The 16,049-nt window shown below is 72.6% G+C and carries 16 protein-coding genes and 1 riboswitch; of the genes, 10 read left to right on the top strand and 6 right to left on the bottom strand.

Translation table 11 applies throughout. The annotated features are described in order from the left end of the window. The first annotated feature begins 91 nt into the window (after positions 1-91). A riboswitch (TPP riboswitch) is annotated at positions 92-205 on the top strand. The 6 genes from thiO (at position 203) to ACIGXO_RS12075 (ending at position 6,204) form a co-directional block, all read left to right on the top strand. Further along, on the top strand, positions 203-1,432 hold the full coding sequence (gene thiO / locus ACIGXO_RS12100; RefSeq protein ID WP_399784125.1) for a glycine oxidase ThiO: 1,230 nt from the start codon (positions 203-205) through the stop codon (positions 1,430-1,432). (Overlaps the previous riboswitch by 3 nt.) Continuing rightward, a complete protein-coding gene (thiS, locus tag ACIGXO_RS12095) occupies positions 1,429-1,677 on the top strand; it encodes a sulfur carrier protein ThiS (protein WP_399784123.1) in 249 nt (82 codons plus the stop codon). The genes thiO and thiS overlap by 4 nt, the downstream gene beginning before the upstream one ends. Positions 1,678-1,686: 9 nt before the next feature. Beyond that, positions 1,687-2,541, top strand: coding sequence for a thiazole synthase (locus ACIGXO_RS12090; RefSeq protein ID WP_399784120.1), 855 nt, complete (start codon positions 1,687-1,689; stop codon positions 2,539-2,541). A 159-nt stretch (positions 2,542-2,700) separates the two neighbouring features. Further along, complete coding sequence (gene pknB, locus ACIGXO_RS12085) at positions 2,701-4,671, top strand: Stk1 family PASTA domain-containing Ser/Thr kinase (protein ID WP_399784117.1); 1,971 nt, start codon at positions 2,701-2,703, stop codon at positions 4,669-4,671. 67 nt (positions 4,672-4,738) lie between these two features. Further along, complete coding sequence (locus ACIGXO_RS12080; RefSeq protein WP_399784114.1) at positions 4,739-5,635, top strand: deoxyribonuclease IV; 897 nt, start codon at positions 4,739-4,741, stop codon at positions 5,633-5,635. 68 nt (positions 5,636-5,703) lie between these two features. Next, the gene (locus ACIGXO_RS12075) at positions 5,704-6,204 is read left to right on the top strand and encodes a DUF4396 domain-containing protein (protein WP_399784111.1); all 501 of its coding nucleotides are present in this window, start codon (positions 5,704-5,706) and stop codon (positions 6,202-6,204) included. Between the two features lie 34 nt (positions 6,205-6,238). On the opposite strand, the gene ACIGXO_RS12070 is transcribed toward ACIGXO_RS12075, so the two are convergent. After that, on the bottom strand, positions 6,239-6,862 hold the full coding sequence (locus tag ACIGXO_RS12070; protein ID WP_399784108.1) for a sulfite oxidase-like oxidoreductase: 624 nt from the start codon (positions 6,860-6,862) through the stop codon (positions 6,239-6,241). Positions 6,863-7,018: 156 nt separating this feature from the next. Here ACIGXO_RS12070 and bfr point away from each other — a divergent pair, with 156 nt between their 5' ends. After that, positions 7,019-7,495 (top strand): bacterioferritin, encoded by a 477-nt coding sequence (gene bfr, locus ACIGXO_RS12065; RefSeq protein ID WP_399784105.1) that lies wholly within the window; start codon positions 7,019-7,021, stop codon positions 7,493-7,495. 16 nt (positions 7,496-7,511) lie between these two features. On the opposite strand, the gene ACIGXO_RS12060 is transcribed toward bfr, so the two are convergent. From ACIGXO_RS12060 to ACIGXO_RS12050, 3 genes are all read right to left on the bottom strand, one after another. Then, positions 7,512-7,817 (bottom strand): bacterioferritin-associated ferredoxin, encoded by a 306-nt coding sequence (locus tag ACIGXO_RS12060; protein WP_399785612.1) that lies wholly within the window; start codon positions 7,815-7,817, stop codon positions 7,512-7,514. 143 nt (positions 7,818-7,960) lie between these two features. After that, positions 7,961-9,310: a class II 3-deoxy-7-phosphoheptulonate synthase gene (locus ACIGXO_RS12055; RefSeq protein WP_399784102.1), complete on the bottom strand. Its 1,350-nt coding sequence runs from the start codon at positions 9,308-9,310 to the stop codon at positions 7,961-7,963. A 108-nt stretch (positions 9,311-9,418) separates the two neighbouring features. Then, positions 9,419-10,861 carry a PLP-dependent aminotransferase family protein gene (locus ACIGXO_RS12050; protein WP_399784100.1) on the bottom strand — a complete coding sequence of 481 codons (1,443 nt, stop codon included), beginning with the start codon at positions 10,859-10,861 and terminating at the stop codon, positions 9,419-9,421. A 131-nt stretch (positions 10,862-10,992) separates the two neighbouring features. On the opposite strand from ACIGXO_RS12050, the gene ACIGXO_RS12045 reads away from it, so the two are divergent. The 3 genes from ACIGXO_RS12045 to ACIGXO_RS12035 all read left to right on the top strand — a co-directional run bounded on the left by ACIGXO_RS12045 (position 10,993) and on the right by ACIGXO_RS12035 (position 13,838). Then, positions 10,993-11,802 carry an alpha/beta fold hydrolase gene (locus ACIGXO_RS12045; protein WP_399784097.1) on the top strand — a complete coding sequence of 270 codons (810 nt, stop codon included), beginning with the start codon at positions 10,993-10,995 and terminating at the stop codon, positions 11,800-11,802. 10 nt (positions 11,803-11,812) lie between these two features. After that, a complete protein-coding gene (locus tag ACIGXO_RS12040; protein ID WP_399785609.1) occupies positions 11,813-11,869 on the top strand; it encodes a trp operon leader peptide in 57 nt (18 codons plus the stop codon). Between the two features lie 112 nt (positions 11,870-11,981). Beyond that, positions 11,982-13,838 carry an anthranilate synthase family protein gene (locus ACIGXO_RS12035; RefSeq protein ID WP_399784094.1) on the top strand — a complete coding sequence of 619 codons (1,857 nt, stop codon included), beginning with the start codon at positions 11,982-11,984 and terminating at the stop codon, positions 13,836-13,838. Here the strand turns inward: ACIGXO_RS12035 and ACIGXO_RS12030 are convergent. Further along, entirely contained in the window at positions 13,804-14,838 is a 1,035-nt protein-coding gene (locus ACIGXO_RS12030; protein WP_399784091.1) for a 2-hydroxyacid dehydrogenase, read from the bottom strand. The genes ACIGXO_RS12035 and ACIGXO_RS12030 overlap by 35 nt on opposite strands. A 116-nt stretch (positions 14,839-14,954) precedes the next feature. Beyond that, positions 14,955-15,983 carry a 6-phosphofructokinase gene (locus tag ACIGXO_RS12025; protein WP_399784088.1) on the bottom strand — a complete coding sequence of 343 codons (1,029 nt, stop codon included), beginning with the start codon at positions 15,981-15,983 and terminating at the stop codon, positions 14,955-14,957. Positions 15,984-16,049: the final 66 nt, after the last annotated feature.

Here is a 16,049-nt window from a genome sequence, read left to right as displayed (position 1 = left end):
CACCGCGCGACGAGATCTCTGACACAGGGTCACGCTCCGGCCGCGCAGAGCACCCTTACCGTGCGTCGGTCACGCGTACTACTCTGACGGCACTTGTACTCGCGGGAGCCCGGACGCACCGGGCTGAGAGGGAGGCTGCGGCGGCCTCCGACCGTACGAACCTGATCCGGGTCATGCCGGCGAAGGGAGGGGCTGGAAGCCCATGCATCCACCTGCACGTACACCGGCGGAGACAGCTGCCGGGCGGCCCGACGCGGTGATCGTCGGGGGCGGTCTCATGGGGCTCGTGACGGCCTGGCGGGCGGCCCAGCGGGGCCTGCGCACCGCCGTCGTGGACCCCGAGCCGGGCGGCGGCGCGGCGCGCGTCGCGGCCGGCATGCTGGCCGCCGTCACGGAGCTGCACTACGGCGAGGAAACGCTCCTGGGGCTGAATCTCGACTCCGCTGCGCGCTATCCGGCGTTCGCCGCCGAGCTGGCCGAGGCGAGCGGCCAGGATCTGGGGCACCGGCGGTGCGGCACGCTCGCCGTGGCCCTGGACGCCGACGACCGCGCCCATCTGCGGGAGCTGCATGCGCTGCAGCGCCGCTGCGGCCTGGAATCGGAATGGCTGACCGGCCGCGAGTGCCGGAAGCTCGAACCGATGCTCGCGCCGGGCGTGCGCGGCGGGCTGCGGGTGGACGGTGACCACCAGATCGACCCGCGACGGCTCGCCACGGCCCTTCTGGCGGCCTGCGAGCGGGCCGGGGTGGAGTTCGTACGGGAGCGGGCCGGGCGGCTGACCGTGGCCGGGGACCGGGCCACCGGCATCGAGCTGGCGGACGGCACGGCGCTGCCGGCCGGGCAGGTCGTGCTGGCGGCGGGCAGCTTCAGCGGGCGGCTGGCCGGGGTGCCCGAGCACGTACGGCCGCCGGTCCGGCCGGTCAAGGGCCAGGTGCTGCGGCTGAGGATTCCCGCCGCGTACGGCCCGTTCCTCTCCCGCACCGTGCGCGCCGTGGTGCGCGGCGGACCGCTCTACCTGGTGCCGCGCGAGAACGGCGACATGGTCGTCGGCGCCACCAGCGAGGAGCTGGGCTGGGACACCACGGTGACCGCGGGCGGCGTCTACGAGCTGCTGCGCGACGCGCACGAGCTGGTGCCGGGCATCACCGAGCTGCCGCTGACCGAGACGATCGCCGGGCTGCGCCCCGGGTCGCCCGACAACGCGCCGCTGCTGGGCCCCACCGCGCTGCCCGGCCTCCTGCTCGCCACGGGCCACTTCCGCAACGGTGTGCTGCTCACCCCGGTGACCGGCGACGTCATGGCCCACGCGCTGACCACCGGCGCGCTGCCCGAGGAGGCGCGGCCCTTCACGCCGCTGCGCTTCGGGCCCGCGGCCGCCTCTTCCCCCGTTCCGGCGCCGCAGCGCGCCGTACTTCAGGAGCAGACCGCATGACCGCCTCGAAGGCACCCGATCCCGCCGCCCCCGTTGCCGCGCCCGTGACCGTCTCCGTGAACGGCGAGCCGCGCGAGATCCCCGGCGGCCTGCCGCTCGACCGGCTGGTGGCCACGCTGACGACCGCCGCCAGCGGGGTCGCCGCCGCCGTCAACGAAGAGGTCGTCCCGCGCAGCCAGTGGGCGGCGACCCCACTGGGCGACGGGGACCGCGTCGAAGTTCTCACCGCAGTCCAGGGAGGCTGATCCGTACAGATGGCCGATACGTACACCATCGAGGAGACGGCCGCCCCTGAGGCGGCGCCGAGCGCGGCCCCCGAAGCCGACCCGCTCGTCATCGCCGGTACCGCCTTCCGGTCCCGGCTGATCATGGGGACCGGCGGCGCGCCGAGCCTGGACATCATGGAGCGCGCGCTGCTGGCCTCCGGTACGGAGCTGACCACCGTGGCGATGCGGCGGCTGGACCCGACCGTGCAGGGCTCGGTGCTCTCCGTACTGAACAGACACGGAATCCGTACGCTGCCGAACACCGCGGGCTGCTACACCGCGGGCGAGGCGGTGCTCACCGCCCGACTGGCCCGGGAGGCGCTCGGCACGGACTGGGTGAAGCTCGAGGTCGTCGCCGACGAGCGGACCCTGCTGCCGGACCCGGTGGAGCTGCTGGACGCGGCCGAGACGCTGGTCGACGACGGGTTCACGGTCCTGCCGTACACCAACGACGACCCGGTGCTCGCGCGGAAGCTGGAGGACGTGGGCTGTGCGGCGATCATGCCGCTGGGCTCCCCCATCGGCTCCGGGCTCGGCATCCGCAACCCGCACAACTTCCAGCTGATCACCGAGCGGGCCGGGGTGCCGGTCATCCTGGACGCCGGCGCCGGCACGGCCTCGGACGCCGCGCTGGCCATGGAGCTGGGCTGCGCCGCCGTGATGCTGGCCTCGGCGGTCACCAGGGCGCAGGAGCCGGTCCTGATGGCGCACGCCATGCGGCACGCGGTCGAGGCGGGGCGGCTGGCCCACCGCGCGGGCCGCATCCCGCGCCGCCACTTCGCCGAGGCGTCCTCGCCCGCGGCAGGAATGGCCGAGCTGGACCCGGAGCGGCCCGCCTTCTGAGGCTTTCGGCCAGGGGCGCCGGAAGGCCCGCCACCGGCGCCCCGAACCGCTCCGACCTGCGGTTAGTACCCCTCCGCCGGTCACCGTTCGGCCGCAGTCCGGCCCGTACGGCACGGAGGGCATGAGGGCGGTGGACAGCTGCTCGTAGACTCGTCTGCCGTGGATACCACCCTTCAGGACCCCCTGGTCGGACAGCTGCTCGACGGCCGCTACCGCGTCCAGGCGCGCATCGCCACCGGCGGGATGGCGACGGTCTACCGCGCCGTCGACACCCGGCTGGACCGCGTGCTCGCCCTGAAGGTGATGCACCCGTCCCTGGCCGCCGACGCCTCCTTCGTCGAGCGCTTCATCCGGGAGGCGAAGTCGGTGGCCCGGCTGTCGCACCCGAACGTCGTCGGCGTGTTCGACCAGGGCACCGACGGCACGTACGTGTACCTCGCCATGGAGTACGTCGCGGGCTGCACCCTGAGGGACGTGCTGCGCGAGCGCGGCGCCCTGCAGCCGCGCGCCGCGCTGGACATCCTGGAGCCGATCCTGGCGGCGCTGGGCTCGGCGCACCGGGCGGGCATGGTGCACCGCGACATGAAGCCGGAGAACGTGCTGATCGGGGACGACGGCCGGGTCAAGGTCGCCGACTTCGGCCTGGTCCGCGCGGTCGACACGAATACGACGGCCACCACCGGCACGGTGCTGGGCACCGTCTCCTACCTGGCGCCCGAGCAGATCGAGGACGGCAGCGCGGACACCCGCGCGGACGTCTACGCCTGTGGCGTGGCGCTCTACGAGATGCTCACCGGCAGCAAGCCGCACGGCGGCGGCACCCCGGCCCAAGTGCTCTACCAGCACCTCCACGAGGACGTGCCGGCGCCGTCCGCGCTCGTACCGGGGCTGCCGCCCGAGCTGGACGACCTGGTCGTCGAGGCCACCGCGCGCAACCCCGAGGTGCGCCCGCAGGACGCGGTCACGCTGCTCGCGCTGGCCCGTAATGCGCGCGCCGCGCTTACGGACGAGCAGCTGGACGCGGTGCCGCCGCAGGCGAAGGCCGCGACCGGGCCGGCCGGCGCCGAGGACCGTACGAGCGTGATCCAGCGCGCGGCCGCGGTACAGCTCTCGCTCCCCGGGACGGCCGACGCCGCCGACGACGCGGCGGGCCACACCGCCCGCCTCGAGGTGCCGCCGGCCACTAACGAGAAGACGGACCGGCTGCCCACAGGGGCACGGCGCGCGGAGACCGCCCGGGCGCCGCGCCGCAGGACGCTCGTCGTCGTTCTTGCGCTGCTGGCCGCGCTGCTCGTGGGCACCGGCGTCTGGTACGTCACCACCGGCCAGTTCACGACCGTGCCGGCGGTGCTGGACATGACGCAGGCCAAGGCCGAGCGGACGCTGCACGGCGCGGGCCTGGACGTGAAGGTGCGGCGGGCGTACAGCTCCACCGTGGAGCGCGGCCACGTGATCTCCACCGACCCGGAGAACGGGCAGCGCATCCGGGGCACCGGCACGGTCACCCTCACCCTCTCCAAGGGCCCGGACATCGTCTCCGTACCGGACCTGTCCGGCACTCCGGTCGCCGACGCCCGGCGCAAGCTGCGCGACCAGGGGCTGACCCCGGGGACCGAGCGCAGGGCGTTCAGCGACGAGGTGGCCAAGGGCTCGGTGATCCGTACGGACCCGGACGCGGGGGCCAAGCGGCGGCCCGGTACGGCGGTGGCGCTGACCGTCAGCCGCGGCAGCGCGATCGACGTGCCGGACGTGGTCGGCGACGACCGCTCGGACGCGACGGCGGAGCTGCGGGAAGAGGGCTTCCACGTGAAGTTCGCCGCGGCGCCGGTGTACTCGGAGGAGGACAAGGGCGCGGTCGCGCGGCAGTCCCCGGCGGCGGGCGAACGGCTGGGCGAGGGCGACACGGTGACGCTCACGCTGTCCAAGGGGCCGCAGATGGTCGAGGTGCCGGACGTCGAGGGCCAGAAGGTGGACGACGCGAAGCAGGCGCTGACCGACGCGGGCTTCGAGGTCGAGGTGAAGAAGCCGTTCTTCTTCCCCACGGACACGGTCGACAGCCAGTCCGTCGACGCCGGCGACACCGCCCCGAAGGGCAGCACGATCACCATCACCCTGGACAGCAAGCTGTAAGCCGCACCCGGCGGCTGAGGCGTACCTGACAGCCGGGTGCGCCCGGCCGCCTGGCACCCTTGACGGTGTGAGCACTTCCCCGCAGCAGCGCAATCCGGTCGGCGGCCACGTCCCCGTGGCCGGCGGTCTCGCCAAGGTCGGCATCCCGTACGCACAGGAGATCGGCGGCGAGTCCGTCCAGGTCTTCGTCGCCAACCCGCGCGGCTGGGCCACGCCGCCCGGCAATCCGATGCAGGACGAGGCGTTCCGCCAGGCGTGCGCGGAGCGGCACATCCCCGCGTACGTGCACGCGCCGTACCTGATCAACTTCGGGTCGCACAACCCGGTGACGGTCGAGAAGTCCGTGGAGTCGCTCCGGCACTCGCTGCGGCGCGGCCGGGAGATCGGGGCGCTCGGCGTGGTCGTGCACACCGGCTCGGCGACCGGCGGGCGGGAGCGCGCCACGGCGCTGGCGCAGGTGCACGAGTACCTGCTGCCGCTGCTGGACGAGCTGACCCACGACGACGACCCGTGGCTGCTGCTGGAGTCGACGGCCGGGCAGGGCGCTTCGCTGTGCTCGCTGGCGGAGGATCTCGGGCCGTACCTGGACGCGCTGGACCGGCACCCCCGTGCGGGGCTCTGCCTGGACACCTGTCACGCGTTCGCGGCCGGGCACGACATGGCGGCGCCCGGCGGCACGAAGGCGCTGCTGGACGAGCTGGTGGACGTCGCGGGCGAGGGCCGCCTGAAGCTGATCCACGCCAATGACTCCAAGGACGTGGCCGGGGCGCACAAGGACCGCCACGAGAACATCGGTTCCGGCCACATCGGCGCCGAGCCGTTCCGCGAGCTGTTCCGGCACCCGGCGACCGCGGGCGTGCCGCTGGTCATCGAGACCCCGGGCGGCAAGGAGGGCCACGCGGCGGACGTGGCGCGCCTCAAGGAGCTGCGGGACGGCGGGGACACACCCGGGCAGATCTCTTGAGGAATACCCCAGGGGGGTATACGGTTCCTGCTCTCGGCAGGAACCGTTTCCTCTGGATGGGGGCTCCCATGCAGCACCAGCACGCACACGCCGACCACCACGTACACGGCGAGCACCACCACACGGCACCCGCGCCTGCCGGCTGGGCCATGGCGGCCAAGGCCACCCTGCACTGCCTCACCGGCTGCGCGATCGGCGAGATCCTCGGCATGGTGATCGGCACCGCGCTCGGCTGGCACAACGTGCCGACGATGATCCTCGCCATCGCCCTGGCGTTCCTCTTCGGCTACTCGCTCACGCTGCGCGGCGTCCTGAAGGCCGGCCTGGACTTCAAGGCGGCCGTCAGGGTCGCGCTGGCCGCCGACACCCTCTCGATCGCGGTCATGGAGCTCATCGACAACGGCGTGATCGCACTCGTGCCGGGGGCGATGGACGCGCACCTCTCGGAGTGGCTGTTCTGGGGGGCGCTGGCGTTCTCGCTGGTCCTGGCGTTCCTGGTGACCACGCCCGTCAACAAGTGGATGATCGGGCGCGGCAAGGGGCACGCCGTGGTGCACCAGTACCACTGATACCGCCCTGGGGTACGCGGCTCAGGGGTACGGCTCAGAGCTCCGGACCGTCGCCCGGCTCCTCCTGGTAGGAGTAGCGCTGCTCGCGCCACGGGTCACCGAGGTTGTGGTAGCCGCGCTCCTCCCAGAAGCCGCGGCGGTCCGCCGTCATGTACTCGATGCCGCGCACCCACTTCGGGCCCTTCCAGGCATAGAGGTGCGGCACGATGAGCCGTACGGGGAAGCCGTGCTCCGCGGTGAGCAGTTCGCCGTCCCGGTGGCCGGCGAAGATGCAGCGCTCGTCCGCGAAGTCCGCCAGCGGCATGTTCGAGCTGAATCCGTACTCGGCCCAGACCATCACATGGGTGACATCGGGGGCCGGCGGCGCCAGGTCGAGCACCGTACGCGTCAACACCCCGCCCCATTCGGCACCCAGCATGCTGAACTTCGTCACGCAATGCATATCGGCGACGACGGTCGCATACGGCAGCGAGGTGAATTCCTCGTGCGTCCAGCAGTGCTTGTCACCGTCGGCCGTGGCGCCGAACACCCGGAATTCCCAGCGCTCGGGGCGGAACTTGGGCACGGGCCCGTAGTGCGTGACCGGCCATCCGCGCTGCAGACGCTGCCCCGGAGGAAGCTGTGGAGGCTCCTCTTCGCGGCTATCCGGCTGACCCATGCCCCCATGGTGTCAGACCGGAAGGGGTGCTGATGACCAGGGCGGGACTGATTCGGGCAACTCCCACTAAGCGTGCACTTACTGGACGCTCCGCGCGCCCCGGTGCAAGGATGCCCGGCACCTGTTCAGTCGACGTGTGGAAGGAGCCCCGCAGTCATGCAGGGAGACCCCGAGGTCATCGAGTTCCTCAACGAGCAGCTGACCGCCGAGCTGACCGCGATCAATCAGTACTTCCTGCACGCCAAGATGCAGGAGAACAATGGGTGGCCCAAGCTCGCCAAGTACACCCGGTCCGAGTCGTTCGACGAGATGAAGCACGCGGAGATCCTCACCGACCGGATTCTCTTCCTGGAGGGTCTGCCCAACTACCAGCGGCTCTTCCACGTCCGCATCGGCCAGACGGTCACCGAGATGTTCCAGGCGGACCGGCAGATCGAGGCCGAGGCCATCGACCGGCTGCGGCGCGGCATCGAGGTCATGCGGAACAAGGGCGACATCACGTCGGCCAATATTTTCGAGAGCATCCTCGAGGACGAGGAGCATCACATCGACTACCTCGACACCCAGCTGGAGCTCGTGGAGAAGCTCGGGGAGCCGCTGTACATCGCGCAGCTCGTCGAACAGCCGAGCTGACGGGCCGCGGGAGCGCTCAGGCGGCTTCGGGGTACCGGGCGGGCGGCTCGACGATCTCGGCCGCGACCGGCTCGGCGACGGACGTCCCGGCCACTGCCGGGTCCGCCGGATCGGCGGCCAGCGGTGCCGCGTCCCCCTGGTCGATCAGCGCGCGGCGGGGGCAGCTGCCACGGCCCAGGAGGGCCTGTATGCGGCGCACACAGCCGCCGCAGTCGGTGCCGGCCTTGCAGGCGGAGGCGATCTGGCGCGGCGTGCAGGCGCCCGTGCCCGCGTGCTCACGCACCTGCTCCTCGGTGATGCCGAAGCACGAGCAGACGTACACGCGGTTCACCCCCGTACCTTTCCCGTAGCTTCGGATGATCTTGAGTGAGGTTACCCTTACCTTACCCGCCATGGCGGGCGCTTAACAACGCAGTGGGGCGCGGATCACAGGATCCGCGCCCCACTTCGCGTCTACGCGCCCGTCTACTGGTCCCGGTACATCTCCGCGACCAGGAATGCCAGGTCCAGCGACTGGCTGCGGTTCAGCCGGGGGTCGCAGGCCGTCTCGTACCGCTGGTGCAGGTCGTCGACGAAGATCTCGTCGCCACCGCCCACGCACTCCGTGACGTCGTCACCGGTCAGCTCGACGTGGATGCCGCCCGGGTGCGTGCCGAGCGCCTTGTGGACCTCGAAGAAGCCCTTGACCTCGTCCAGCACGTCGTCGAAGCGGCGCGTCTTGTGGCCGGAGGCCGCCTCGTAGGTGTTGCCGTGCATCGGGTCGGTGATCCACGCGACCTGCGCGCCCGAAGCGGTGACCTTCTCCACCAGGGTGGGGAGCTTGTCGCGGATCTTGTCCGCGCCCATTCGGGTGATGAAGGTCAGCCGGCCCGGCTCGCGGTCCGGGTCCAGCCGGTCGATCAGCGCGAGGGCGTCCTCGGGCGTCGTCGTCGGGCCCAGCTTCACGCCGATCGGGTTGCGCACCTGCGACGCGAACTCGATGTGCGCGTGGTCCAGCTGCCGGGTCCGCTCGCCGATCCACAGCATGTGGCCGGAGACGTCGTACAGCTTGCCGGTACGGGAGTCCGTACGGGTCAGCGCCGTCTCGTAGTCCAGCACCAGCGCCTCGTGCGAGGCGAAGAACTCGACGGTCTTGAACTCCTCCGGGTCCACCCCGCAGGCGTTCATGAAGTTCAGCGCCCGGTCGATCTCACGCGCCAGCGCCTCGTAGCGCTGCCCCGAGGGCGAGGACTTCACGAAGTCCTGGTTCCAGGCGTGCACCTGGCGCAGGTCCGCGTAGCCGCCGGTGGTGAAGGCGCGCACGAGGTTCAGCGTCGCGGCGGAGGCGTGGTACATCCGCTTCAGCCGCTGGGGGTCCGGGATGCGGGCCGCCTCGGTGAACTCGAAGCCGTTGACGGAGTCGCCGCGGTACGTCGGCAGGGTCACGCCGTCGCGGGTCTCGGTCGGCTTGGAGCGCGGCTTGCTGTACTGGCCGGCGATCCGGCCGACCTTGACGACGGGCACGGACCCGGCGTACGTGAGGACGGCGCCCATCTGGAGCAGCGTCTTGAGCTTGTTGCGGATGTGCTCGGCCGATACCGCGTCGAACGCCTCGGCGCAGTCGCCGCCCTGCAGCAGGAACGCCTCGCCACGGGCGACGGCTCCCAGGCGCTCACGCAGCTGGTCGCACTCGCCCGCGAAGACGAGCGGCGGATAGGACTCGAGCTCCGCGATCACATCGCGCAGAGCCTCTTGGTCCGGCCAGTCAGGCTGCTGCGCCGCGGGCAGGTCTCGCCAGGTGTTGCCACCGGCGTGGATTTCAGCGTTCACGGTCACCTCGTCAACATTACGGGGTCTTCACGCCCGTCCAGTACGCCGACCGCAGTATGAGACGCGGTACACAGCGGCACACAGGGGACGCGCCGCCCCCGGAACCCTCGCGGCTCACTCCGGGAACGCGTCCTCCGGGGTGCCGCGCGCCACCGCCGCCAGGGTGGTGAGCGCGTACGGCAGCAGGTCCGGCGGCGCGCCCGCCAGGGCCAGGCGTACGGCGTGCGGCGCGGGCGCCGTGCCCTGCGCGCCCTCGGGGGCCACCGCGAAGGCGGTGCCCGGGGTGACCGCGATGCCGCGCCGCGCGGCGGCCGCGAGGAAGCTCTCGGCGCGCCACCCCTCCGGCAGCTCCCACCAGGCGAAATAGGAGCGCGGGTCGGCGCTGACGGCGAATCCGCCGAGGTGCTTGCGGATCAGGGCCTGCCGCTCCGCCGCGTCCCGGCGCTTGGCCCGCACGATGCGGTCCACCGTGCCGTCGGCCAGCCAGCGGGTCACGGCCTCCAGCGCGAAGCCGGTGGCGGTCCAGCCACCGGAACGCAGCGCGGACGCGACGGCGTCCCGGCGGGCGGCGGGCGGAAGCACGAGGCCGACGGTCAGCCCCGGAGCCAGCCGCTTGGAGAGGCTGTCGACGAGCACGGTCCGCTCGGGGGCCAGGGCGGCGAGCGGGGGCGGCGGGACCGGGCCGGCCTGTGACGCAGCCGGCCCGGCCTGCGGAGCGGCCGGCGCCGGCGGGACCGGATCTTCGTGCAGAAACGACCAGATCGCGTCCTCCACGGCCCACAGGTCCAGCTCGCGGAGGGTGTCGGACAGCTCGACGCGGCGCGGGGCCGGCATGGTCACGCCGAGCGGATTGTGCAGCGTGGGCTGGAGGTAGACCGCGTGCAGCGGCGCCGAGCGGTGAGCGGCCCGCACCGCATCGGGACGCAGCCCGTCGGCATCCATGGCGAGCGGCACGAGCGTCACCCCGATCCGCGCCGCGATGGCCTTGACCAGCGGATACGTGTACGCCTCGACGCCGAGGCGGCCGCCCGGCGGGACCAGCGCGGCCACCGCCCCGGCCACCGCGTGCCGCCCGTTGCCCGCGAAGAGGACGCGGTCGGGGTCCGGGGCGAAGCCGGTACGGGCGAGGAGCGCGGCGGCCGCCGCCCGGGCTGCCGGGTGCCCGGCCGGACCGATGGGCCGCAGGGCCGCGTCGAGCGCGTCCGGGCGGAGCAGCGGGGCCATCCCCCCGGCGAGCAGCGCGGCCTGCTCGGGCACGACCGGGTAGTTCAGCTCCAGGTTGACGCGGGTCCCGGCGTCCGGCGCCGCGGGCTCGGCGAGCGCGGGGCCGGGAGCGTGCTGGGCGGCGCGCACGAAGGTGCCGCGGCCGACCTCGCCGACGGTCAGGCCGCGTCGGGCCAGCTCGCGGTAGACGCGGTGCGCGGTGGAGTTGGCGATGCCGCGCGTACGGGCGAAGGCGCGCTGGGTCGCGAGCCGGTCGCCGGGCCGCAGCCGCCCCGCGGCGATGTCGGCGGCGACGTCGTCGGCGATGCGCAGATAGTCGTCCGTGTCGGCCATACGAATCCCCCAGATTGCACCGAGAGCAATATTTTTATTGCACCGAGATTGTGCGGCCCATAGCATCGAGCCGTCAAGAGGCGCACCCCACGGTGGACGCCTCAACGGGCATACGGGAGGGGCGAGTTGCCATGGGCGTCGCGGAGCTGAACGGCGGTGTACGGATCGCGTACGAGGACCGGGGCGAGGGGCCGCCGGTGCTCCTGGTGCACGGCCACCCCTTCGACCGGACGATGTGGGCACCGCAAGCCGCGCTCCTGGCCGGCAGCGGGTACCGCGTCATCGTCCCCGACCTGCGCGGATACGGCGCTTCCCCGGCCACCAGTGGCCCGCTCGACGGGCTCGCGGACTTCTCCCGCGACCTCGCGGCCCTCCTGGACCACCTGGGCGTCACCGGACCGGTGATCCTCGGCGGGCTGTCCATGGGCGGCCAGATCGCGCTGGACTTCTGCCGCCTCTTCCCCGGGCGGGTACGGGGTCTCCTGCTCGCCGACACCTCGGCCCCGGCCGAGACCGCGGCCGGCAAGGAGTGGCGGAACGCCATGGCGGACCGGCTGCTGCGCGAGGGCCTGGCCCCGTACGCCGACGAGGTGCTGGACAAGATGATCGCGCCGAGGACCATCGCCGACCGCCCCGACGTGGCCGCGCACGTCCGCCGGATGATGCGCGGCACGTCCCCCGAAGGGGCGGCCGCCGCCCTACGGGGCCGGGCCGAGCGCCCCGATTACACGGCGCTGCTCCCCCGGATCACCGTCCCCGCCCTCGTCGTGGTCGGCAGCGAGGACACCTACACGCCGCTCGCCGACGCCCAGTACCTGCACGACCGTCTCCCGGACAGCGATCTCGCGGTCATCGAAGGCGCCGCCCACCTGCCGAACCTGGAGCGGCCCGGAGCCTTCGACGCCGCACTGAAAAAGCTGCTCCGCCGCGCCATCGGGTAAGGTGCACACCATGTTCGCGCAGACACCCATGAACTGGTGGTGGACCGCTCATCCGGCGGCCCACTGATTCGCGCGCACACCACAGACTTCGCGAAGGCCGCCCGAGGGGCGGCCTTCCTGCGTTTCACGGGCCGTTCCTCTCCCAGATCCCCAGACCCTGTGTGAGAAGGACGAGGACCATGCACCTGCCCGAGCTGCTCTCCGACGACCGGCCCTTTGCCCTGCTGCGCCGCCGCACCCCCGGCCACGACCAGGACACCGTCGAGGTACTGATCGGTCCGGTCGCCGCGTACGACCGGCTCGCCGACCTCCCCGAGGGCCTCGCCCTGGTGCCGTTCCGGCAGATCCGCGAGCGCGGCTTCGACGTGCGCGACGACGGCACGCCGCTGGTCGCACTGGTCCCCGAGGAGCGGCACGAGCTGCCGCTCGCCGACGCGCTGGAACAGCTCCCGGACCACGCGGTGCGGGTCGCGGACGGCGGCTTCGACGTGAGCGACGAGGAGTACGCCGGGATCGTCGGGCGGGTGCTGGACCAGGAGATCGGCCAGGGCGAGGGCGCGAACTTCGTGATCCGGCGGAGTTACGAGGGGGAGATCCCGGGCTTCGGGCGGGCCGACGCGCTGGCCCTGTTCCGGCGGCTGCTGGCCACCGAGCGCGGCGCGTACTGGACGTTCGTCGTGCACACCGGCGAGCGGACGCTGGTCGGTGCGAGCCCCGAGGTGCACGTCCGGATGAGCGGCGGCACGGCCGTGATGAATCCGATCAGCGGGACCTACCGCTACCCGGCCGGCGGCCCCACCCCGGAGGACCTGCTGGAGTTCCTCGCCGACGGCAAGGAGATCGAGGAGCTCTCGATGGTCGTCGACGAGGAGCTCAAGATGATGTGCACCGTCGGCGACAAGGGCGGCGTCGTGATCGGGCCGCGCCTGAAGGAGATGGCGCACCTCGCGCACACCGAGTACGAGCTGCGCGGCCGGTCGTCGCTGGACGTGCGGGAGGTGCTGAAGGAGACGATGTTCGCGGCGACCGTGACCGGTTCGCCGGTGCAGAACGCGTGCCGGGTCATCGAGCGGTACGAGCCCGGCGGACGCGGCTACTACGCGGGCGCGCTCGCGCTCATCGGCCGCGACGCGGGCGGCGCGCAGACCCTGGACTCGCCGATCCTGATCCGCACCGCCGACATCGACGCGGCCGGGAAGCTGCGGGTGCCGGTCGGCGCGACGCTGGTGCGCGGCTCGGACCCGGCGAGCGAGGTCGCCGAGACGCACGCCAAGGCCGCGGGCGTGCTGACCGCGCTGGGCGTGCGGGAGGCGCCGGCCCGCCGCGCGGACGCCGCGCCGCCGCGGCTGGCCGAGGACCCGCGGGTGCGGGCCGCGCTGGACGCGCGCCGGGCCGGCCTCGCGCCGTTCTGGCTGCGGATGCAGACCACCGCGCCGACCGCGGCGCTGAGCGGCCACGCGCTGGTGATCGACGCCGAGGACACCTTCACCGCGATGCTGGCGCATCTGCTGCGCACCTCGGGGCTGACGGTGGAGGTACGGCGGTACGACGAGCCGGGGCTGCGGGAGGCGGCGCTCGCGCACGAGGGGCCGATCGTGCTGGGCCCGGGGCCCGGCAACCCGTCCGACGCGGCCGACCCGAAGATGCGGATGCTGCGCGCGCTCGCCGCCGAGCTGGTACGCGAGCACCGGCACGGCCTCCTCGGCGTCTGCCTGGGGCACGAGCTGATCGCGGCGGTGCTCGGGCTGGAGATCGTCCGCAAGGACGTGCCGTTCCAGGGGGCGCAGGAGCGGATCGACTTCTTCGGGCGCGAGGAGACCGTCGGCTTCTACAACACCTTCACCGCGCGCTGCGACGAGGCGGCCGTCGCCGAACTGGCCATGCACCGCGTGGAGCTGAGCCGGGACCCGGCGACCGGGGACGTGCACGCGCTGCGCGGGCCGGGCTTCGCGGGGGTCCAGTTCCATCCGGAGTCGGTGCTGACGCTGGACGGCGCGGCCCTCACCTCCCAGCTGCTGGCTGCCGTTCTGGTGTGAGCCGCCCCTCCGGGGTGACGAGGAGGTTCTCCCCGGCGCGGCCGGCCAGGTAGTCCTCGGCATTGGCGAGTGTGGTGTCGACGATCTGGCCGACCGCGTCCTCGGTGAAGTACGCCTGGTGCGAGGTGACCAGCACGTTCCCGAAGGTCATCAGGCGGGCGAGGGTGTCGTCCTCGACGACTTCGAGTGACTTGTCGAAGAAGAAGAGGCCGGCCTCCTCCTCGTAGACGTCCAGGCCGACGCCGCGCAGCCGCCCGGCCTTGAGGACGTCGACCAGGGCCGCGGTGTCCACCAGGCCGCCGCGGCTGGAGTTGATCAGGATCGCGTCGTCCTTCATCGCGGCCAGCGCGGGCCCGTCGATGAGGTGCCGGGTGCTCTCCAGCAGCGGTACGTGCAGGGAGACCAGGTCGGACTCGGCGAGCAGCCGGTCGAGGCCGACGTACTCCATGCCCAGTTCGGTACAGGCCGGGTTCTCCGCGGCGTCCCAGCCGAGCAGCCGCATCCCGAAGCCGTGCGCGATGCGGGTGAACGCCTCACCGATCCGTCCGGTGCCGACGACGCCCACCGTACGGCCGCGCAGGTCGCGGCCCATCAGGCCGTCCAGCCGGAAGTCGAAGTCGCGGGTGCGGTGGGCGGCCCGGACGAGGCGCCGGTTGACGGCCATCGCCAGACCCCAGGCGAACTCGGCGACGGAGTACGGGGAATAGGCGGACACCCGGGCCACGGTGAGGCCGAGATCCGCGGCGGCCCGCAGGTCGATGTTGTTGTAGCCGGTGGAGCGCTGGGCGAGCATCTTCGTGCCGCCCACGGCGAGCTCCTGGAGCACCTCGGCGTGCAGCTCGTCGTTGACGGCCGTGCTGACGATCTCGTAGCCGGCCGCGAGGGGGGCGGTGTCGCGGTTGAGGGAGACATCGAGGCAGCGGATCTGGTGGTGGCCGTCGAAGGCGCGCTCCAGCAGCGGCCGCTCGTCGGCCTGCACGCCGAACGCCAGGATTTCCACGCTTCCTCCCACTGATCCCCGTATCGGGCACCTTGCGGCGATGGGCCGAATATACGGCCCACCGCCCGGCACCGCCGTACGGAACGGGCGGCGCGCCGCCGGGGCGCGCCGCCACGTCAGCCGAAGAACACCCCCGCCTCGGAGTACAGCTTCGGGTCGACCGTCTTCAGCTTCGCGGTGGCCTCGGCGAGCGGCACCCGCACGATGTCCGTACCGCGCAGCGCGACCATCGTCCCGAAGTCCCCGTCGCGCACGGCGTCGATGGCGTGCAGCCCGAAGCGGGTGGCCAGCCAGCGGTCGAAGGCGCTGGGCGTGCCGCCGCGCTGGGTGTGCCCCAGCACCGTCGTGCGCGCCTCCTTGCCCGTGCGCCGCTCGATCTCCTTGGCCAGCCACTCCCCCACCCCGGAGAGCCGGACGTGCCCGAAGGAGTCGGTGGAGTCGTCCTTCAGGACCATCTGGCCGTCCTTGGGCATGGCGCCCTCGGCGACGACCACGATCGGCGCGTACCGCACCTTGAAGCGGGACTCGACCCAGGCGCAGACCTGGTCGATGTCGAAGCGCTGCTCGGGGATGAGGATGGCGTTGGCGCCGCCCGCGAGGCCCGAGTGCAGCGCGATCCAGCCCGCGTGCCGGCCCATGACCTCCACGACCAGGACCCGCATGTGCGACTCGGCGGTGGTGTGCAGCCGGTCGATGGCCTCGGTGGCGACGCCGACGGCGGTGTCGAAGCCGAAGGTGTAGTCGGTGGCCGAGAGGTCGTTGTCGATGGTCTTGGGCACGCCGACGCAGGGCACGCCGTGCTCGGCCGAGAGCCGCGCGGCGACGCCGAGGGTGTCCTCGCCGCCGATCGTGATCAGGGCGTCGACCTCGTACTTGGCGAGGTTCTCCCGGATCCGCTTGACGCCCTCCTCCTGCTTGAAGGGGTTGGTGCGCGAGGACCCCAGGATCGTGCCGCCGCGGGGCAGGATGCCGCGCACCGCGGGGATGTCCAGCGGGACCGTGTCGCCCTCCAGCGGCCCCCGCCAGCCGTCCCGGAAGCCCACGAAGTCGTACTCGTACTCCTGGGTGCCCTTGCGCACCACCGCCCGGATGACCGCGTTCAGACCGGGGCAGTCGCCGCCACCGGTAAGCACTCCTACCCGCATCGCTTCTTCCCTTCGTCCCGTGATGGACCGACGCGGGTCACGCTAATGGTGATCCAGGTCACTCAG

Origin of the sequence: Streptomyces sp. NPDC053542, assembly GCF_044544685.1 — a bacterium.
GTDB lineage: Bacteria > Actinomycetota > Actinomycetes > Streptomycetales > Streptomycetaceae > Streptomyces.
Note: the sequence above shows the minus strand (reverse complement) of the source record. Positions and strands in the feature narration are given on the sequence as shown.